This window comes from Scandinavium sp. NPDC088450 (assembly GCF_044900545.1).
Lineage (GTDB): Bacteria > Pseudomonadota > Gammaproteobacteria > Enterobacterales > Enterobacteriaceae > Scandinavium.
In genome coordinates this window covers 51410-69415 of sequence record NZ_JBJDNI010000005.1, presented here as the reverse complement: position 1 = coordinate 69415, position 18006 = coordinate 51410, and the positions used below count along the sequence as shown (strand labels likewise).

General features: G+C 54.3%; 15 protein-coding genes. 3 read left to right on the top strand and 12 right to left on the bottom strand.

Annotated features, from left to right (window positions below; all coding sequences use genetic code 11):
- Position 1 precedes the first annotated feature (1 nt).
- The 3 genes from ACI2I2_RS06575 to ACI2I2_RS06565 are packed head-to-tail and all read right to left on the bottom strand — an operon-like array spanning position 2 to position 3750.
- Positions 2-817 (bottom strand): DUF2877 domain-containing protein, encoded by an 816-nt coding sequence (locus tag ACI2I2_RS06575; protein ID WP_404657173.1) that lies wholly within the window; start codon positions 815-817, stop codon positions 2-4.
- Positions 817-2073, bottom strand: coding sequence for a DUF1116 domain-containing protein (locus tag ACI2I2_RS06570; protein ID WP_404657172.1), 1257 nt, complete (start codon positions 2071-2073; stop codon positions 817-819). The genes ACI2I2_RS06575 and ACI2I2_RS06570 overlap by 1 nt, the downstream gene beginning before the upstream one ends.
- Positions 2074-2082: 9 nt before the next feature.
- Positions 2083-3750, bottom strand: a complete 1668-nt coding sequence (locus ACI2I2_RS06565) for an acyl-CoA synthetase FdrA (RefSeq protein WP_404657171.1) — start codon at positions 3748-3750, stop codon at positions 2083-2085.
- Between the two features lie 304 nt (positions 3751-4054).
- Here ACI2I2_RS06565 and allD point away from each other — a divergent pair, with 304 nt between their 5' ends.
- From allD to allE, 3 genes are read left to right on the top strand one after another with little or no spacing between them, the layout of a single operon-like run.
- Complete coding sequence (gene allD / locus ACI2I2_RS06560; protein WP_404657170.1) at positions 4055-5110, top strand: ureidoglycolate dehydrogenase; 1056 nt, start codon at positions 4055-4057, stop codon at positions 5108-5110.
- A 14-nt stretch (positions 5111-5124) separates the two neighbouring features.
- The gene (gene allC, locus ACI2I2_RS06555) at positions 5125-6360 is read left to right on the top strand and encodes an allantoate deiminase (RefSeq protein WP_404657168.1); all 1236 of its coding nucleotides are present in this window, start codon (positions 5125-5127) and stop codon (positions 6358-6360) included.
- 10 nt (positions 6361-6370) lie between these two features.
- On the top strand, positions 6371-7153 hold the full coding sequence (gene allE / locus ACI2I2_RS06550) for a (S)-ureidoglycine aminohydrolase (protein ID WP_404657167.1): 783 nt from the start codon (positions 6371-6373) through the stop codon (positions 7151-7153).
- A 200-nt stretch (positions 7154-7353) separates the two neighbouring features.
- Here allE and glxK read toward each other — a convergent pair whose 3' ends face one another.
- From glxK to allA, 9 genes are all read right to left on the bottom strand, one after another.
- On the bottom strand, positions 7354-8496 hold the full coding sequence (gene glxK / locus ACI2I2_RS06545; protein ID WP_404657166.1) for a glycerate 3-kinase: 1143 nt from the start codon (positions 8494-8496) through the stop codon (positions 7354-7356).
- A gap of 11 nt (positions 8497-8507) precedes the next feature.
- The gene (locus tag ACI2I2_RS06540; RefSeq protein ID WP_404657165.1) at positions 8508-9824 is read right to left on the bottom strand and encodes a uracil/xanthine transporter; all 1317 of its coding nucleotides are present in this window, start codon (positions 9822-9824) and stop codon (positions 8508-8510) included.
- Between the two features lie 50 nt (positions 9825-9874).
- Positions 9875-11236: an allantoinase AllB gene (gene allB, locus ACI2I2_RS06535; protein WP_404657164.1), complete on the bottom strand. Its 1362-nt coding sequence runs from the start codon at positions 11234-11236 to the stop codon at positions 9875-9877.
- A gap of 77 nt (positions 11237-11313) precedes the next feature.
- Positions 11314-12768 (bottom strand): putative allantoin permease, encoded by a 1455-nt coding sequence (locus tag ACI2I2_RS06530; protein ID WP_404657163.1) that lies wholly within the window; start codon positions 12766-12768, stop codon positions 11314-11316.
- A gap of 128 nt (positions 12769-12896) precedes the next feature.
- Positions 12897-13775, bottom strand: a complete 879-nt coding sequence (gene glxR / locus ACI2I2_RS06525; RefSeq protein WP_404657283.1) for a 2-hydroxy-3-oxopropionate reductase — start codon at positions 13773-13775, stop codon at positions 12897-12899.
- A gap of 90 nt (positions 13776-13865) precedes the next feature.
- Positions 13866-14642, bottom strand: a complete 777-nt coding sequence (gene hyi, locus ACI2I2_RS06520) for a hydroxypyruvate isomerase (protein WP_404657162.1) — start codon at positions 14640-14642, stop codon at positions 13866-13868.
- 9 nt (positions 14643-14651) lie between these two features.
- Entirely contained in the window at positions 14652-16433 is a 1782-nt protein-coding gene (gene gcl / locus ACI2I2_RS06515; RefSeq protein ID WP_404657161.1) for a glyoxylate carboligase, read from the bottom strand.
- An 87-nt stretch (positions 16434-16520) separates the two neighbouring features.
- Complete coding sequence (gene allR / locus ACI2I2_RS06510) at positions 16521-17339, bottom strand: HTH-type transcriptional repressor AllR (RefSeq protein WP_404657160.1); 819 nt, start codon at positions 17337-17339, stop codon at positions 16521-16523.
- Positions 17340-17428: 89 nt separating this feature from the next.
- Positions 17429-17911, bottom strand: a complete 483-nt coding sequence (allA, locus tag ACI2I2_RS06505; RefSeq protein WP_330983192.1) for an ureidoglycolate lyase — start codon at positions 17909-17911, stop codon at positions 17429-17431.
- Positions 17912-18006: the final 95 nt, after the last annotated feature.

Genomic DNA, 18006 nt, shown 5'->3' with positions numbered 1-18006 from the left:
TTTATCCTTTCGTGATGAGTTGACGGGCCAGCCAGAATCCCAGCAGAGTGTCCGCGCCGGAGGTATGCCCGACGCCAAGCAATTTTTCGACAGCCTGCGTAATCCGCAGGCCTCGTTGGAGAGAAGTGGCAAAATGCAGCAAAGGTGAGCCAAACAGACCCTGACTCGCGTAGCGCAAATAGCTGGCGCTAACCCGCGTGGTGACGACAAACAGATTTCCTGATGCGGCAAAAAATTTTTCGCACAGCTTTGAGCTGAGTGCGCCGTCCATTTGTGCAGCCAGCAGCATGCCCACCAGCATGTCGTCCGAACTGGGCGTGAGCCCCGGCCCCCTGCCAATCCATGGACGCCAATCCACGATCTCGCCCTGTAACGCTGCGCTGAAGCAATGGCAGAACTGTTTTAGCTCGGATGAGAACGGTGCAGCGATTGCCTGTGAGAGCAATCCAAACAGGCCAGTTTCCTCGGGCAAATCCAGCATTGATGCGGGTAGCGAGAGGCAAGCCGAATGCGCTCGTAAAGTTAACGCACAGCGTCTTTGCGGCGGTCGCAGCGTCAGGTGCCCGATGCGGAGAGCTTCCTCATCAGCATCCACCTTCCTTCCGGCCTGAAGCGCCCTGCTGATACGCGTAAAATCCCGATGTCGAAGCAGCCAGCCTCCTGGCGTGAGACCCCGCCCCTGATCGTGCAGCGTGAGCTGTTCGCCTTTGTCCGTGTACAGATTGACAGCCCGACGCCAGACACCGCCTACATGCCAGCGCTGAAGATGGACAGGCGCATGCTGGCTGCCGATCAGTGGCAGGATCTCACCGTTCATCAGACGCCCATTGACTCAGCCAGCGCCCGAAGCGCCAGTTCAAAACAAGCGAGCGGAGCACGAACGGTGCCCGCGCCGATTTGCCCGATCCCTGCTTCTTTGTGCGCAATCCCGGTATTGATCAGCGGTGTGATCCCGGTTTCCACCACCCGACGAATATCCAGCCCCAGACAAGCGCCCTGGAAATCCCACCCCGGGATCTGCAACTGCATATTGCGTTCGAGGAAAATCTCCGCCATCTCTTCTGACACGGTTTTCGCCGCCTCAACGCCACCTGCGCCAACAAAGCGCGTGACGCCTGGTGCGGCGATCATGGCTGCGCCACCGATGCCGAAGGTTTCCGTAATCGCGCTATCGCCCATGTCCGGGTTGGCCTGCTCCTGGCTGTAACCCGTAAAGAAGAGCCCTTGTGGCGTATTGACCGGTGCGGTAAACCAGCGGTCGCCCAGGCCACTGACGCGAATGCCGAAGTTATCGCCGTTGCGGGTCATTGCGGTAACGATACTGCCAGCACGAATCTGGGCTCCGGCATCCATCGCCGCCTTGCAATAGGCCATCGCCAGATTGAGGAAGAACTGATCGGTGGTGGCGAGGAACTCCATCACCTGCGCAATTTCTGCTTTATCGTGATCCAGACGGGCAATCGGTGCGGCCAGCGTGCGCATCAGCAGCGCTGAGGTCGCAATGTTGCGCTGATGGAACTCATCACCCATGGTGATGCCCTGCGCCATCATCGCCGTTAAATCCAGCCCCTGCGGCAATGTGCTCAAGGCCTGATGCAACACTGGCATCAGCACATCGCGCATCCAGCGCAGGCGGGCCAGCACTTCTTCGCCGTACGCGCCAAAGCGCATTACTTTGCCAATCCCTTCGTTCAGGTTGCAGTAGGCCCGATTGCCGTCGGTGTGGTTTTCGACCACCAGCATCGCCATGCTGGCCGACGTAATCCCGCCCATCGGCCCAACGGCATTCACATGATGACAAGGAATGAAGCGCACGCCGCCGCTTTCCAGTAAATCCAGCGCTTGTGCTTCGTTCTGCGCCCAGCCTTCAAACAGGCAGGCGCCAATGCAGGCCCCTTTCATCGGGCCCGTCATTTCCTGCCAGCGCATTGGCGGCCCGGCATGCAGCAGGGTTTTTGCCTCATTAAGTTCAGCAATGACGCGGCCTGCGGGTTGCACGTCCAGCCAGTGTGGACGCGCGTTACGGATTTTTTCGATCACTGCTTCGTTGGCTTGCGCCACGGATGTGTACATAACAACCTCTTATTGCAAACGTTCGAGTAAACGAGCCAGTTCGGTATTTCCGCCTGCTACCGGAGCCCACTGGAAGTGAACAACCGGCGTTTCGGCGGCCTGAAGATCCAACGCAAAACTGCGCAGGCCAGCGTTAATCACCGCCACGCCTTCAAGCAGAGCGGCTTTGGTTTGAGGAGACTTTGTAACAGGCGCACGCACCAGCTCAGCCGCCAGTAGCGTCGCTTCCGGAAGGGTGTCGACCACCAGAATGCCCGCGTCTTCCAGCGTGGCGATTTGTTGCGAGCGACACTGCGGATCCTGTTCTGTGCCAGTAACGGTGGCGATGATGTGCAGCGGCGAATCCTGCGTGCGTCCTGATCTTGCCTGATCGCAGGCGGTCACCAGCGAGCTCGCTGGATCTGCGGTGGCCCCATAGCCAATCACCACATCGAGCAGCAGAATGCCGACTTCCGGCTGGTGAGCCAGTTCGGCAATGAGTTGATTACGCAAGGAAGGGTCGATCATCGGATGCGGACGGCCTACGGTGTAGAAATCATCACCAAGATCGACAACCTGATGGCCTTTGCCCTCCAGCATCATGCCGTGCGGGTGGTGGCTATCGGTGTCAATTTGCAGACTTTGCGCCAGCCAGCCTGCGGCCTCGGCAGCAAGCGTTCCGCCGGTGTAAAGCCCGCGAATGGTGCGTTGGTGACAGCTCGGTAATGTTGCACGCAGCGACATCACACGAGAAAGCCGACACGCCAGTCTTGCGGCATCATCAAGACTTTGCGCGAACCAGACGTTGCCATCACAAGGTGCTGGCGGATACCAGCCAAGGAACAACGCCACGACAGGTTTCCCGGTCTTTTTCATCGCATCAATAATACGTGTACGCACTTCTGCGGCTGGCGGTTTAGAGACAAAAGCCAGCACCTGGCTTTGACTGTCTGCGCTAAGCATCTCCAGCGCCGTCAAAGCACTGATCCCGCCCACTTCCGCACTCAGGTCACGGCCGCCAAGGCCAAGCGCATGGGTGATCCCTTCCCCACCCAGCGCGATTTGCGAAACCAGTTCCTGAATGCCCGTGCCTGATGCGCCAATGACGCCGATATTGCCTTGTGGCATCACGTTAGCAAAAGCAAGCGGTGTGCCGGCGATCATCGCGGTCCCGCAATCCGGGCCCATCACCAGCAGACCTTTGCTTCGCGCTTGCTGCTTTAAGGCGATTTCATCTTCGAGCGTGACGTTATCGGAAAAAATCATCACGTTCTGGCCATCGTCCAGCGCCTGACGAGCCAGCCCTGCCGCGTATTCGCCCGCAATGGAAATTAGCGTCACGTTGGCAGGCGGTAAGGCGCGAGTGGCGCTCTGCCAACGGCGAACCACCGTCAGAGACTGACTGTTGCTGTTGCCCTGTGCGAGGCCCTTTAAGGCATCGTCCAGTTGGTCGAGAATGGTTTTGGCAATCGAGTCATCTTCGCTTTCTGTGCGTATCGCCACGCAGATATCGTTCGGCGTTGCCGCAGTAAAATCGTCATGCCAGAACCCTGTTGTTTCCAGCAACGTTTTATTGGCTGGCGTGCCCATCATCACCGACACATCATCAACATTTTCATTTTCGCTCAGCTTGCGAGAGATAATCATTAAGCTGACGGAATCCTGAAAACAGCCTTTTTTAATAAAAGCATGGATCATTACGGCTCTCCGGTAAGTGTATTTACAGCTCAGGTAAATATGCGCACAGGCTAGCCGCCAAAATAGGTTATTAGCGTGATAAAAATCACACTCACCGGATTGAAAGAATTATTGAAAAAATAGCCTACGCATTAGCGAAATAATTTACCAGGCTCTTTTATTTAATAATCACCGATAAAGCCAGCGGGATTATCAAACAAATTCTAACTAACTATATTTAGTCGTTCAGATCACAATTTTAAATCTATTCCCCGGTATTTTGGTGCGCAGTTAAAGGCTCTACATGCCCTAAAAAGGAAGACAGATGAAAATCAGTCGGGAAAAACTCCATCAACTTATTGCCCGTAAACTGCACCAGGCCGGACTCAACGACTCGCACGCCGCAACCGTTGCCGAAGTCCTGACCTACGCCGATGCCCGGGGTATTCACTCGCACGGCGCGGTTCGCGTGGAATATTACGCCGAAAGGATCTCCAAAGGCGGTACTAACTGCAACCCGCACTTCAACTTTGAGCAAACAGGGCCGTGCAGCGCCATTCTTCATGCAGACAATGCAGCAGGACAAGTGGCGGCGAAAGAAGGCATGGTACAAGCCATCTCGCTGGCGCGTGAGAACGGCGTCGCGGTCGTGGGTATCAGGCAAATGGGGCACAGTGGTGCCATTTCTTGTTTTGCTCAAATGGCGGCGAAAGCCGGGTTTATAGGCCTTTCCCTTTGTCAGTCAGATCCGATGGTCGTGCCTTTCGGCGGCGCAGAGATCTATTACGGCACCAACCCGCTGGCCTTTGCAGCACCTGGTGAAGGCGAAGATATCATCACCTTCGATATGGCCACCACGGTGCAGGCATGGGGAAAAATTCTGGACGCAAGAGCGCGCGGTGAAAGCATTCCGGATAGCTGGGCCGTTGATAAAAACGGCGCGGCAACCACCGACCCTTATGCAGTTCACGCCCTGCTGCCCGCCGCAGGCCCCAAAGGTTATGGCCTGATGATGATGATCGACATTTTGTCGGGCATTTTATTAAACCTGCCTTTTGGTCGTCAGGTCAGCTCAATGTACGATAATTTAAGCAAAGGCCGCGATTTAGGTCAGTTGCATATTGTGATTAACCCTGCCTTTTTCGGCAATGGCATTCTTTTCCGCCAACATATTAGTCAGACTATGCAAGAGCTCAATGCGATTGCGCCAGCACCAGGTTTCCAGCAAGTTTATTATCCGGGGCAGAATCTGGATATTAACGAACGCCTCTCAGAAAAAGAAGGCATCGAGATTGTCGATGATATTTACGACTACCTTGTGTCGGATGTTTTATACACCCGCTCCTATGAAACACATTCGCCATTTGCACAGGCAAAATAATATCAGAGGGCATTATGCAGACTTATTTTCGCCAGGCGGTAGAAGAGACGCTGCCGTGGCTTTCTTCCTTCGGCGCAGATGAATCAGGGGGCCTGACTCGTCTGCTTTATTCTCCCGAATGGCTACAGGCACAGCAGGCATTCAGGCAACGAATGAGCGACAGCGGATTTAACGCGCGCTTTGATGAAGTCGGCAATCTTTTTGCGTCGCTGGAGGGCACTCGCTACAAGGATGAAATTATCCTCAGCGGCTCGCATATCGACAGCGTCGTCAACGGCGGCAATCTGGATGGGCAATTCGGTGCTTTAGCCGCCTGGCTGGCGCTTCGCTGGCTGAGAGATACTTACGGCCCACCGCTTCGCACCGTGGAAGTGGTCGCTCTTGCCGAAGAAGAAGGCAGCCGTTTCCCGTATGTGTTCTGGGGCAGCAAGAATATCTTCGGCCTGGCCAACCCGGCCGATGTGCGCGACATCTGCGACGTCGACGGCGTGGGCTTTGCCGACGCGATGAAAGCCTGCGGGTTTAGCCTACCGAGTGCCCCGCTTCCCGCGAAGAAAAACATCAAAGCTTTTGTTGAGCTGCATATCGAGCAAGGCCGCGTGCTTGAGGTGAATCACCAGTCTATTGGCGTGGTGAATGCCATCGTCGGCCAGCGCCGCTATACCGTCACACTCAGCGGCGAATCCAACCACGCGGGTTCCACGCCAATGAGCTACCGCCGCGACACCGTCCATGCGTTTAGCCGAATTTGCACCGAGGCCATCGACAAAGCCAACGCCCACGGCGATCCGCTGGTGCTGACCTTCGGCAAAGTCAACCCTCAGCCCAATACCGTCAACGTGGTACCGGGCAAAACGGTGTTCACTGTCGACTGCCGTCATACCGACGCCGAAGCGCTTCGTGCCTTTACCGTCGAGCTGGAAGCCGATATGCGCCGCATTTGCCAGCAGATGACTATCGACATTGATATCGATTTGTGGATGGACGAAGCGCCCGTGCCGATGGACAAACAGCTGGTCGCTCAACTGGCCGCGCTGTGTGAAAAAGAAAAGATGAACTACCGGGTGATGCACAGCGGCGCGGGCCACGATGCTCAGATTTTTGCCCCACGGGTGCCGACCTGCATGATTTTCATGCCAAGCATAGGCGGTATCAGCCACAACCCGGCGGAAGCCACCCATATTGACGATCTGGCCGAAGGGGTCAGAACGCTGGCACTGATGCTGCACCAGCTGGCCTGGTGCGAATAAGGAGAAGTAAATGGGATATCTGAATAACGTGACCGGCTACCGTGAAGATTTGCTGGCAACCCGCTCTGTTGTTCGTCATGGCAACTACGCTCTGTTAACGCCTGACGGTCTGGTGAAGAACATTATTCCCGGTTTCGACAACTGCGATGTGACTATCTTGTCCACGCCGAAACTCGGGGCAACCTTTGTTGATTATCTGGTCACGCTTCATAAGGACGGCGGTAATCTGCAGGGCTTTGGTGGCGAAGGCATTGAAACCTTTCTGTATGTCATCAGCGGGAAAATCCACGCGACAGCAGGGAATGAGCGCCTGAACCTGGACGCTGGCGGCTACCTTTACTGCCCTCCGGGCGAGCTGATGACCTTTAGCAATGCCAGCCATGCCGACAGCCAACTGTTCCTTTACAAACGCCGCTACACGCCAGTCGCAGGCCATTTGCCTTACCGTGTCACCGGCAACGTTAGCCAGCTTGAGCCTGTTCATTACGAAGGCATGGACGACGTCATTCTGTTCGACTTCCTGCCCAAAGAGCTCGGGTTTGATATGAATATGCACATCCTGTCGTTCGAACCAGGAGCCAGCCACGGTTATATCGAGACACATGTTCAGGAACACGGCGCGTATATTCTCTCGGGGAAAGGGGTTTATAACCTGGATAACGAGTGGATCCCGGTGAAACAGGGCGACTACATCTTTATGGGCGCTTATTCATTGCAGGCCGGGTATGGCGTAGGACGTGAAACGTTCAGCTACATCTACTCGAAGGACTGCAACCGCGACGTTGATATTTGATTTATACCCTAAATAATTCGAGTTGCAGGTAGGCGGCAAGGGAGCTCATCCCCAGGAGCTTACTTAAGTAAGTGACTGGGGTGAGAGAGTGCAGCCAACACCCCTGCAGCTTGAAGTATGACGGGTATGGCGTAAGCCTTCTACCGATTGTGTTTAGCTATGTTGTTTTTTGCCACGGTGTAAACCGTGGCTTTTTTTTATCAGGCTATCTGCTGGCCAAGACGCAGAACCGCAGCAATATTGCGCGCGCAGTGATAGAGGTTTTCTTCACCGCTCGCCAGCACATCGGGCAACGGGGCAAGGCGCGGCAAAATGCTGAACACCGCATCGATACCGTACTGATGCACAATTTCTACGCCCTCCCCCAGCACGCCTGCAATACCAATCACCGGCACGCCATGTTTTTGCGCCATTTGCGCCACGCCCATCGGTGCTTTTCCGCCGACCGTCTGTGAATCAATTCTGCCTTCGCCTGTGATGACCAGCGATGCGCCTTGTACGGCAGCATCCAGCCCCACAGCGTCGATGACAATATCAATCCCTGGACGCAATGCTGCATTGAGGAAAACCAGCGCTGCTACGCCCATGCCGCCTGCCGCACCACCACCCGGTAATGTATCAACTGCTTTGCCCGTCAGACTCTGAATCAACGAGGCATACTTTTTCAGCCCGTTTTCCAGCGTTTGCACCATTTCTGGCGTAGCCCCTTTTTGTGGCCCAAACACCGCTGCCGCACCGCGCGGCCCGATTAAAGGATTATCCACGTCGCACGCCACTTCGATGGTGCATTCCGCCAGTCGCGGATCGAGCCCGCTGATATCCAGTTTCACCATTCGCTGCAGCTCGCCACCACCAAACCCAAGATTCAGGCCGTTAATGTCGTAAAATCGTGCGCCCAGCGCCTGCGCCATGCCCACTCCGCCATCTACCGTGGCGCTGCCGCCAATGCCTAAAATAATGTGTCGCAGCCCGGCGTCCAACGCATGGCGAATGAGCTCGCCGGTGCCGTAACTGGTCGCCAGCAAAGGGTTACGTTTTTCCGGTGGCACCAGCATCAAGCCGCTGGCCGCCGCCATTTCGATATAGGCCGTACGTCCATCGCCGCTTTGCCCGTAGAATGCTTGTATTTCCTGCCCAAGCGGGTCAGTTACCGTTTTGTAAACCAGTTTGCCGCCCGTGGCGCTGACCATCGCTTCCACCGTGCCTTCGCCGCCATCCGCGATCGGCAGGCAGAGATACTCCGCCATCGGGAAAAACGTCATAAATCCTTTTTTGATGGCCTGCGCACACCGCTCGGCACTCAAGCTTTCTTTAAACGAATCAGGCGCAATTACAATTTTCATGCTTCATCCTTTCACTGACGAGGGGAGTCAATCCGTTGCCACGGAATACAATTTTCCAGAACCAGAGCCAGCAAAACGCCCACCAGCAACCCGTTGCTTAATAAGGGGCGCAACGCCAGCGGCAAGCTTTGCAGGTAAACACCTGGCAAATTCATTAAAAACAAACCGAAGAACAGCGGCAGCGCCAGACGATAGATATTGCGGGAAGTAAACGTCACCTGCTGGCTGAAATTCAGGCTGGAATAGAGCAAAGGCAGATAAGAAACCAACATCACGGCGCTGCTCACAGTGAGCGGCAACGTGGTGAAAAATTGCGTTAACGGCGTAGCCAGACCGACAATCAGACAGCAGAAACCGCCCAGCACAAAAGGCGAACGTGAACTGTCCCCGGTTTGGGTCAACAAGCCAATGGAAGAGACAAACGGGGAAAACGGCACCACGGCCATCGGGAGAGTCACCAGCGTCACCACGCCGGAGACAAGGAAACTGCGGCGATATCGCGCATTGCCGTTTGTCTGCTCGGGGTAAAACGTGTCTGTGCCGCGAATGGCGCCGTAAGTGTTGGTGATGTTCACCAGCCCGGCCAGCACGGCGGTGAGAATAATACCCGGCATCAGTTGCCCACCGCTTCCAAGTGGGAACCATTGCCAGTGCGCCTCTGCTACGCCTTGCGTGGAAACCGCTGGAAAAAGGAGATACCAGAGCAACCAGCCCACCAGCGTTCCGGCCAGCAACGCATAGCGTGACCATCGAAGGGGCAGGAAAATGATCATGCCGAGCATCAGGCACACTATCGCCAATGACAACATCGCCGGCCCCATTTGAATGCTCACGGGAGCAATGGAGGCACCAAATGGCAGACCTAGCATGCCTTTGAAGAAAATCGTGGTCAGCTGTGCGCCGAGCATCAGCATAAAGAAGGTCATCACCACCGGGCTGAACAACCGGGCTAAGCGATAGCCAATGCCGCTGATGCCAATCACCATGCTCAACAACGAAGCAAGCAAAATACCCACTGCAAGGCTTGAGGCAATGCTGTTAATCGGTGTACCTCGCGCGGCTTCCCCGGCAGCAATGGTCAGGATCGTGCTCCACCACAGCCCCGTTGGGCCTTCCATGATAGCCCGTCGATGGCCGAAAAATGCCTGAGCCAGACAAGCAAAGCCGGTTGCGATAAACGCATATTGGGTCAGGGTCAAAAGCGACGAGGCAGGAAGATGAAAGACTGACAACAGCGTGGGTGGAACCACCACGGTGTTGCAGAAAATGAAGAAGAACCACTGAAATCCGCCAGGCAACTGGCGACGATCAAACTTGAATACGGCCATAGCACCACTCTGTAAAAGAGTGCCCGCGCAAGGCGGGCACACACGACGACTTACTGCTGATGTTTCAGGATAAATTTACCCTGCGGCGCTTTCGGGAAGCCCTGCTCGATATCATAAATTACTTCCCCACGCAGGATGGTGCGAGCAATGCGCGCGCCAATAGTGCGTCCCACGTACGGGCTGACTTTATGACGATATTCCAGATCTTCATTCTTCAGCACGTAGCTACTCTCCGGCTGAATAAACACCAGATCGGCGTCTTTGCCCGGGGCGATACGGCCTTTGTTTTTCAGACCAAAAATATCGGCGGCGTTGGTCGCCATCAGACGAGCAAACATCGGCAGCGACATCCCGCGCTTCTGCACCGCTTCGTCAAACATCACATCCATGCAGCTCTGCAGGCCTGCAATTCCGCCCCACGCCTGCATGATATTGCCGGCTTTCATTTCTGGCGGACATGGCGAGTGGTCAGACACCAGGCAGTCAATTTCACCGCTCAGCAGTTTGTCCCACATGCCTTTCTGATTCTCTGCATCACGAATCGGCGGTGAGCATTTCGCCAGGGTGCCGATTTTTTCAAACTGATCGGTATCCAGCACGAAGTAATGCGGGCAGGATTCGCAGGTCACGGCCTGGCCTTCCTGACGCGCACGGGTCACTTCCGCCACCCCTTCCGGGCTGCTGACGTGGCAAATATGAATGCGGCAACCCGCCACTTTCGCCAGATACAGCACGCGACGAATAGCTTCGACTTCCGTGAACACAGGACGAGAGGCCACATAGTCGTGCGCGGTGACACGGCCTTCGTTTTTGGCTTCTTCACCCAGCGCATCACAAATCAGGGCATTTTCGCAGTGCACCAGCACGGTCTGGTTCATTTTCGCCAGCGCTTGCACGCCTTTGTAAAACTCCCAGTCATTCACATCGCGGAAGTCGTTATCCACGGAGCGATCGCCGCAGGTGGCGACGAAGCATTTGAAACCGACCACGCCGACTTCATCCAGCTCATACAGACGGTCGGTGTTGTAAGACACCAGGCCACCCAGCTGCGCTGCATCCACCGTTAACTTACCTTTTGCAGCATCGAATTTCAGTTCGATAGAGGCCCGGTCAACGGTGGCGGGAAGCTGGTTCAACGGCATTTCAATCATGGTGGTGATACCACCTTTGGCGGCTGCACGGGTGCCGGTTTCATAGCCTTCCCAGTGGGTACGCCCTGGCTCGGAAATATGAGAGTGTGCGTCCACCATGCCAGGGGAAACAATCAGCCCGCTGGCATCCATGACGCTTTTCGCCTCACCCAGGTTTTCGCCGATGGCGGCAATTTTGCCAGCGTTGACGGCAATATCGACCACGCGTGCTTCGTTTTCTAAAATGACGGTACCGTTCTTAATAATCAGATCAAATGACATAACCTATTCCTTGTATTAATAAGAGTGTTTTATCTGCTTCATCCCTGAACTCAATCATCCTGTTACTTTGTACTTCACTAACCGGGAACATTTTGCTGCACTAAATCTTTTTGCAGCGTGCGTTTTTTTAATAATGAATAAGCCACGAAGGCAAATATGACGCCAACAAACCATGAGACACGAGACAAAGGCTCAAGCAAGGGAATAAATTTCCCGCCGAGCGAAAGAACAACCGCCACCAGCGTGACTAAAAAAGCCGTCAGGTTAAAACCATTCTCAAAATACTGGTAATCACCAGCCGCGGTATAAAGTTCATCGAGGTTAATCTGACCACGCATTACAACAAAATAGTGAGCCATCATGACGCCAATGACCGGGCCAAGCATGCCGCCAATAATATCGAGGAACAAATAAATACTGCTTTGGTTTTCCATCAACTTCCAGGGACAAATAACCAGACTGATAAGACTGGCAATCAACACACCGTTTTTATAGGTCAATTTCGTCGGTGCGATGGCAGCAATTTGATAGCCCGCCGGAATAATGTTCCCCGTCGCGTTCGTGGAGATAGTCGTCATCAGGATAACCACAACAGCAAAGAAGGAGGCGAACAGGCTGTCCCATCTCTGCACGATATCCAGTACGTTCCAGGTGTCCATGCCGTAGTGAATGCTCGCACCGGCGATGATGCAAACCCCGGCAACGGCAAACAGCACGTAAGCGACCACTAATCCCAGCGTTTGCCCTAGCGCCTGAGCACGAAACGAGTGCGCATTCTGGGTAAAGTCAGACGCACTGACCGCTGGCGCGGCCCATACAGCAACCACCGCGTTGATAACCACCAGCGTTAAGAAGCCGCTGTTTTCCGCTTTGGCAACGCCTGCTGGCAGGTAATCCAGAATGGGGCCAATCCCCACCAAAGAAATCGCCCAAATCGCCATGCCGCCGAACACGATGTAGATACAAGGGTTCAGCACCGCGGTGAATTTATTCAGGACTTTGCCGCCGCCAAAGCCGATGCCGACGTTAATCAGCCAGAAGATCAGGAAGGCAATTAACCCGGGCAATGAAAGCCCTAGCAGTTTGAAATCCCCACCCAATGTTAGAAATTCCGGCCAGAACTTGCCAATCAAAATCAAAAAGGCCAGTGACCCGGCATAGCACTGCAAGCCAAACCACATAATGGCGGCAATGCCACCTCTTAAGATCCCCGGGAATAACGCCCCGCGAACACCGTAAGAGCCACGTAAAATCATCGCAAAGGGAACACCATATTTACTGCCCGCGACACCGTTAAACACCATCACCGCGGCAATAAATAATGCGCTGATAATAATGGCCAGCATGATATTAAGCGTGGAAAGACCGAGGATAAAAAACCCGCCGACCATCACATAATTGGGCACGTTGTGAACTGATCCCATCCATAAGGTAAAATAGTTAAATGTCTTCCAGTTACGCTGAGCTTCTACTTTAGGCAGTAGATCCTCGCTGTAACCTCGCTGTTGGTACAGATTTCTGTGTTGTTCCATAATTCCCTCTTAAGACGTATCGGATTACGTTTTTCAGGTTTAGCTATGCGGAACAATAATTTTTAATATTATAATTATTAAATAAGAACTTCTTTTATTCGCCACATCACCGACGTGGCGATTTATTTTTATGACAACTTGTGATTCGCCATTAATTCCAGGGCCTGCACCAGCGCGGAGTGATCGAGGTCACTGCCACCGTTTGCCGCACAGGTATTAAATAGCTCCTGACAGGTTGCTGTATTCGGTAAGTTCAGCGCCAGCGCTTTGGCGCTCTGCAAGGCCAGATTTAAATCTTTCTGATGCAGCGCAATCTTAAAGCCTGGGTTAAAAGTGCGTTTCAGCATACGTTCGCCATGCACTTCAAGAATGCGTGAAGAGGCAAAACCCCCCATCAATGCCTGACGAACGCGCGCCGGATCGGCACCGGCTTTCGAGGCAAACAGCAGCGCTTCAGATACCGCTTCGATATTCAGCGCAACGATAATCTGGTTCGCCACTTTGCAGGTTTGCCCGTCGCCGTTGCCGCCCACCAGAGTGATGTTTTTCCCCAGCACATCAAACAAAGGCTTAACACGATTAAAGACGGACTCATCACCACCGACCATGATAGAGAGCGTGCCTTCGCGGGCACCAATCTCGCCGCCGGAGACCGGCGCATCGAGATAATCCGCCCCTGCCGCATTCACTTTCGCGGCAAAACGCTTGGTTTCGATAGGTGAGATGGAGCTCATGTCCACGATGGTTTTTCCCTTCAGAGACGCTTCAGCACATCCGTTTTCGCCGAACAAAACCGCTTCGACGTGTGGCGTATCGGGAACCATAATAAAGATAATGTCTGATTTCTCAGCGACCTGCTTCGCAGTCTCGAGATGCTGCGCGCCAAGCTCAAGCAGCGTGGATGACACCGGCCCAATCGTGGTGACGTGAAGCTGATGTCCGGCTTTTGCCAGACGTTCCGCCATCGGGGTTCCCATAATGCCCAGACCAATAAATCCCAGTTTCATCATTTCCCTCATTCCTTTTCAGATATTCAGGCAACAACAGTCCCTTTCCACCGGGTGGAAATAAAACACAGCCTGAATGTGATTACTTAATTAGCGATAGCGATCAAACCAGCCTAAACCCGCCTCGGTGGTTGTTTTCGGCTTATATTCGCATCCGACCCATCCGTCATAAGGTGAATCAGCGATAGCCGCAAATAAATAGTCGTAATTAATTTCACCGGTGCCGGGTTCGCCGCGCTGCGGGTTATCGGCAATTTGCAGGTGACCAATCTTGTCCTGATATTTTTGCATCGTCAGGGCAATTTCACCTTCGGTGCGCTGCATGTGGTAAATGTCGTACTGAACCTTCAGGTTGCTGCACCCGACTTCTTCCAGTAACGCCAGCGCTTGCTGAGTGCCAGAGAGGTAAAAGCCCGGAATGTCATACTGATTAATAGGCTCGATCAGCAGCAAAATGCCCTCTTTCGCCAGCACATTTGCGGCATAGCGCAGGTTCTCAACCAGGGTTTTACGCACGATTTCCGCACTCACACCCGCAGGCGTTTTACCCACCAGGCAGTTGATCTTGCTGTTGCCCAATTCACGAGCATAGCGAACTGCCGCCGTCACACCTTCACGAAACTCTTCTTCGCGGCCTGGAATGCAAGCGATGCCACGCTCACCCGCCGCCCAGTCACCCGCAGGTAGATTGTGCAGCGTGTGTTCGAGCTCATTGTCCTGCAATTTTTGTTTTAAAACGTCGATGTCGTAGTCGTACGGGAACATAAATTCCACGCCGCGAAAGCCCGCGTGTGCGGCACGCTCGAAACGCTCAAGGAAATCATATTCCGTAAACAGCATCGATAAGTTGGCAGAGAAACGAAGCATAGCGGTCTCCTACTCGTACTTCATGAAACAGGTTTCGGTTGGGGCATCAGCGGCACAGTCTGCCACGTCTTCAAACTCGTTAACGTTATCGAGCTCCGTCCCCATCGAAATATTGGTCACACGTTCCAGAATCACTTCCACGACTACCGGCACCTTATACTGCTTCATCCAGACTTTCGCCTGTGCCAGCGCTGGCGCGATATCTTCTGGTTTTTGCACGCGGATGGCTTTACAACCCAGGCCTTCAACCACTTTCACGTGATCGACGCCGTAGCCGTTCACTTCGCTGGAGTTGATATTCTCGAACGCCAGCTGCACGCAGTAATCCATATCAAAGCCGCGCTGAGACTGGCGAATCAGGCCCAGATAGGCGTTGTTGACCAGCACGTGGAGGTAAGGAATGTTGAACTGTGCGCCCACGGCCAGTTCCTCAATCAGGAACTGGAAGTCGAAGTCACCGGAAATAGCGACCACTTCACGTTCTGGATCGGCGGCACACACCCCCAGCGCTGCCGGAATCGTCCAGCCTAACGGGCCAGCCTGACCACAGTTAATCCAGCGACGGTCTTTAAAGACGTGCAGCATTTGTGCCGCCGCAATCTGCGACAGACCGATGGTAGTGACATAGCACACGTCACGGCTGAAGGCTTTGTTCATCTCTTCATAGACGCGCTGTGGTTTCACCGGCACGTTATCAAAGTGCGTTTTACGCAGCAGCGTGCGTTTGCGTTCCTGACATTCTGCCACCCAGCTATCACGCCTCGGCAGACGACCTTGTGCCTGCATTTCTTTCGCCACTTCAATCAGCAGCGTCAGCGCGGCTTTCGCATCGGAAACAATGCCTAAATCCGGGCAAAGCACGCGGCCAATTTGGGTCGGTTCGATATCAACGTGAATGATTTTGCGCCCGGCGGTGTACTTCTCTACTGAACCTGTGTGGCGGTTAGCAAAGCGGTTACCGATACCGAAGACCAGGTCCGAGGCCAGCAGCGTGGCATTGCCGTAACGATGCGCCGTTTGCAGCCCGACCATCCCCGCCATCAGTTCGTGATCGTCTGGAATAGTGCCCCAGCCCATCAGCGTAGGGATAACCGGCACGTTAACCAGTTCAGCAAACTGCTGCAGCAGCGCCGCGGCATCGGCGTTGATAACGCCGCCGCCGGAGACAATCAACGGACGCTCCGCCTGACACAGCATTTGCAGCGCACGCTCAACCTGTGGACGTGTGGCGGCGGGTTTGTACACCGGCAACGGCGCGTACAGTTCAGCGTCGAACTCGATTTCCGCAACCTGAACATCAAACGGCAGGTCGATAAGTACCGGGCCTGGACGACCAGAGCGCATCAGATGGAAAGCTTGTTGCAGAACGCCTGGCACCAGTGCTGGCTCACGCACAGTAACGGCCATTTTGCTGACCGGTTTGGCGATAGATTCAATATCTACGGCCTGGAAATCTTCTTTATGCAGACGCGCACGCGGGGCTTGCCCGGTGATGCACAGAATAGGAATTGAATCGGCCGAGGCGGAATAAAGGGCGGTGATCATATCCGTGCCAGCCGGGCCAGAAGTCCCCAGGCAAACGCCGATATTGCCTGCCGTCGCACGGGTATACCCTTCTGCCATATGGGAAGCGCCCTCTACATGACGGGCAAGAATATGGCGAATTCCACCGTGCTTACGCATCGCGGAATAAAACGGGTTGATTGCTGCCCCCGGTACGCCAAACGCCGTGGTCACCCCTTCTTTTTCCAGTATCAACAGTGCCGCATCAACAGCTCGCATTTTTGCCATTCTCTTTCCACTCCTTTATTTTTGGAAAAATTTTCCAACTTCAAATTTGGGTCAAAAAATCCCGCTCCAGAGAGCGGGGTCTTACGATTACTGGGCTGGCGCTTTCTGGCCCAACGCCAGGCTGATATCCCTCGCGGTATCACGCACTAATTCACCCTGACTGGTGAAGCGTTCCGGCGTCAGTCTTGATGCCGGGCCAGAGATGGAGATAGCCGCAACCACGGTGCCTACATCATCGTAAATGGCCGCCGCAAGACAGTTAAGCCCTGCCACATGCTCTTCCAGATCGATAACATAACCCCGTTCTTTGGCCTGCTTCAGGCTCGCCTGCAGTTCAGGCAGATCCACTATCGTGGTGGGCGTAAAACGTTGCAGGCCCGTTTTGAGGATAGCGTCCATCAACTCTTCTTCTGACAAGGGAAACAGCAACGCCTTTCCTGCACCAGAAGCATGAAGTGGCAGCCTGCTGCCCAGCGGCGCGCACATCCGGACCATCGATTTACACTCTTGCTGCCCTATCAGCACGGCTTCATTGCCATTGCGAATAGCCACGTTCACGGTTTCACCTGACATCAGCATCAGACGGCGCATAAACGGTGCGGCAACCGACAGGACATCGCGATTGTGGATGTAAGCCGCGCCCACGTTAAACGCACCTAGCCCGATGTGCCACCAGCCTAACTGGCTGTCCTGGTTGACGAAATCAGCGCTTTCCAGCACTTTCAGCAAGCGGAAAGTCGTTGATAACGGCAAGTCCAGATTCGATGAAATATCGCTGACCGACGAGCTGCCACCGCTTTTTTCCAGGTACTGCAGGATAGCAATGCCGCGCTCCAGCGCCTGTGCGCCCTTTTGCGCCGTGGGCTCTGCCTGGCTCGGCCTGCCACGCCGTTTAACTTCAGTCATACTTCGATTATCTCCACCCTAAAAGCGGGCATCAGTTGTCTGAAAACACCGACATCTTATGCAAGATAATCAACCGGGTCACGTTCAGTTCATGCAAAGTGCAGCTCTTTGGGTCCTACTTTCGCCACATCGCAGTTGTCCTGGCCGCCACGATCGACGGTCAAAAAGTCTGTCACGCTCTGCCAGGCAAACAGCGGGTGGTGCCAGACATTACGGTGATAATTCACGCCCTGCTTGCCGTTACTGATAAAGGCACGCAGCGTGGTTTCATCGGGTGTATCACCGCCCAGCGCCACAACCACCACAAAGGCTTCTCCGCCTAGCGGGATAAAAGCCTGGGTTCCCAGCGGATGACGTTCCAGTTCGGTGACAATAATGGGCAACGCTGCCGGCTGGGCTTTATTGATGCTGATAAGCGTTCGGGGCTGTTCCAGCACCTCGACCAGCGCCAGATCGTGGAAACGTTGGACCTTTCCCTCGTTAATGTGGAAAAAATCCTGCCCGTCGGTTTCGATGACATCGCCATACGGACGGAACGCTTCACGCGACAGCGGTAACACTTCAAGTTTCATCGCCTTTTCCTTGTTATCTCAATCCGTTTTGCCCGGCCTTTCACCGCCGTAGCATTTCTGTTGGCTAATTTAGAACCATCGAATCGGAACATCAA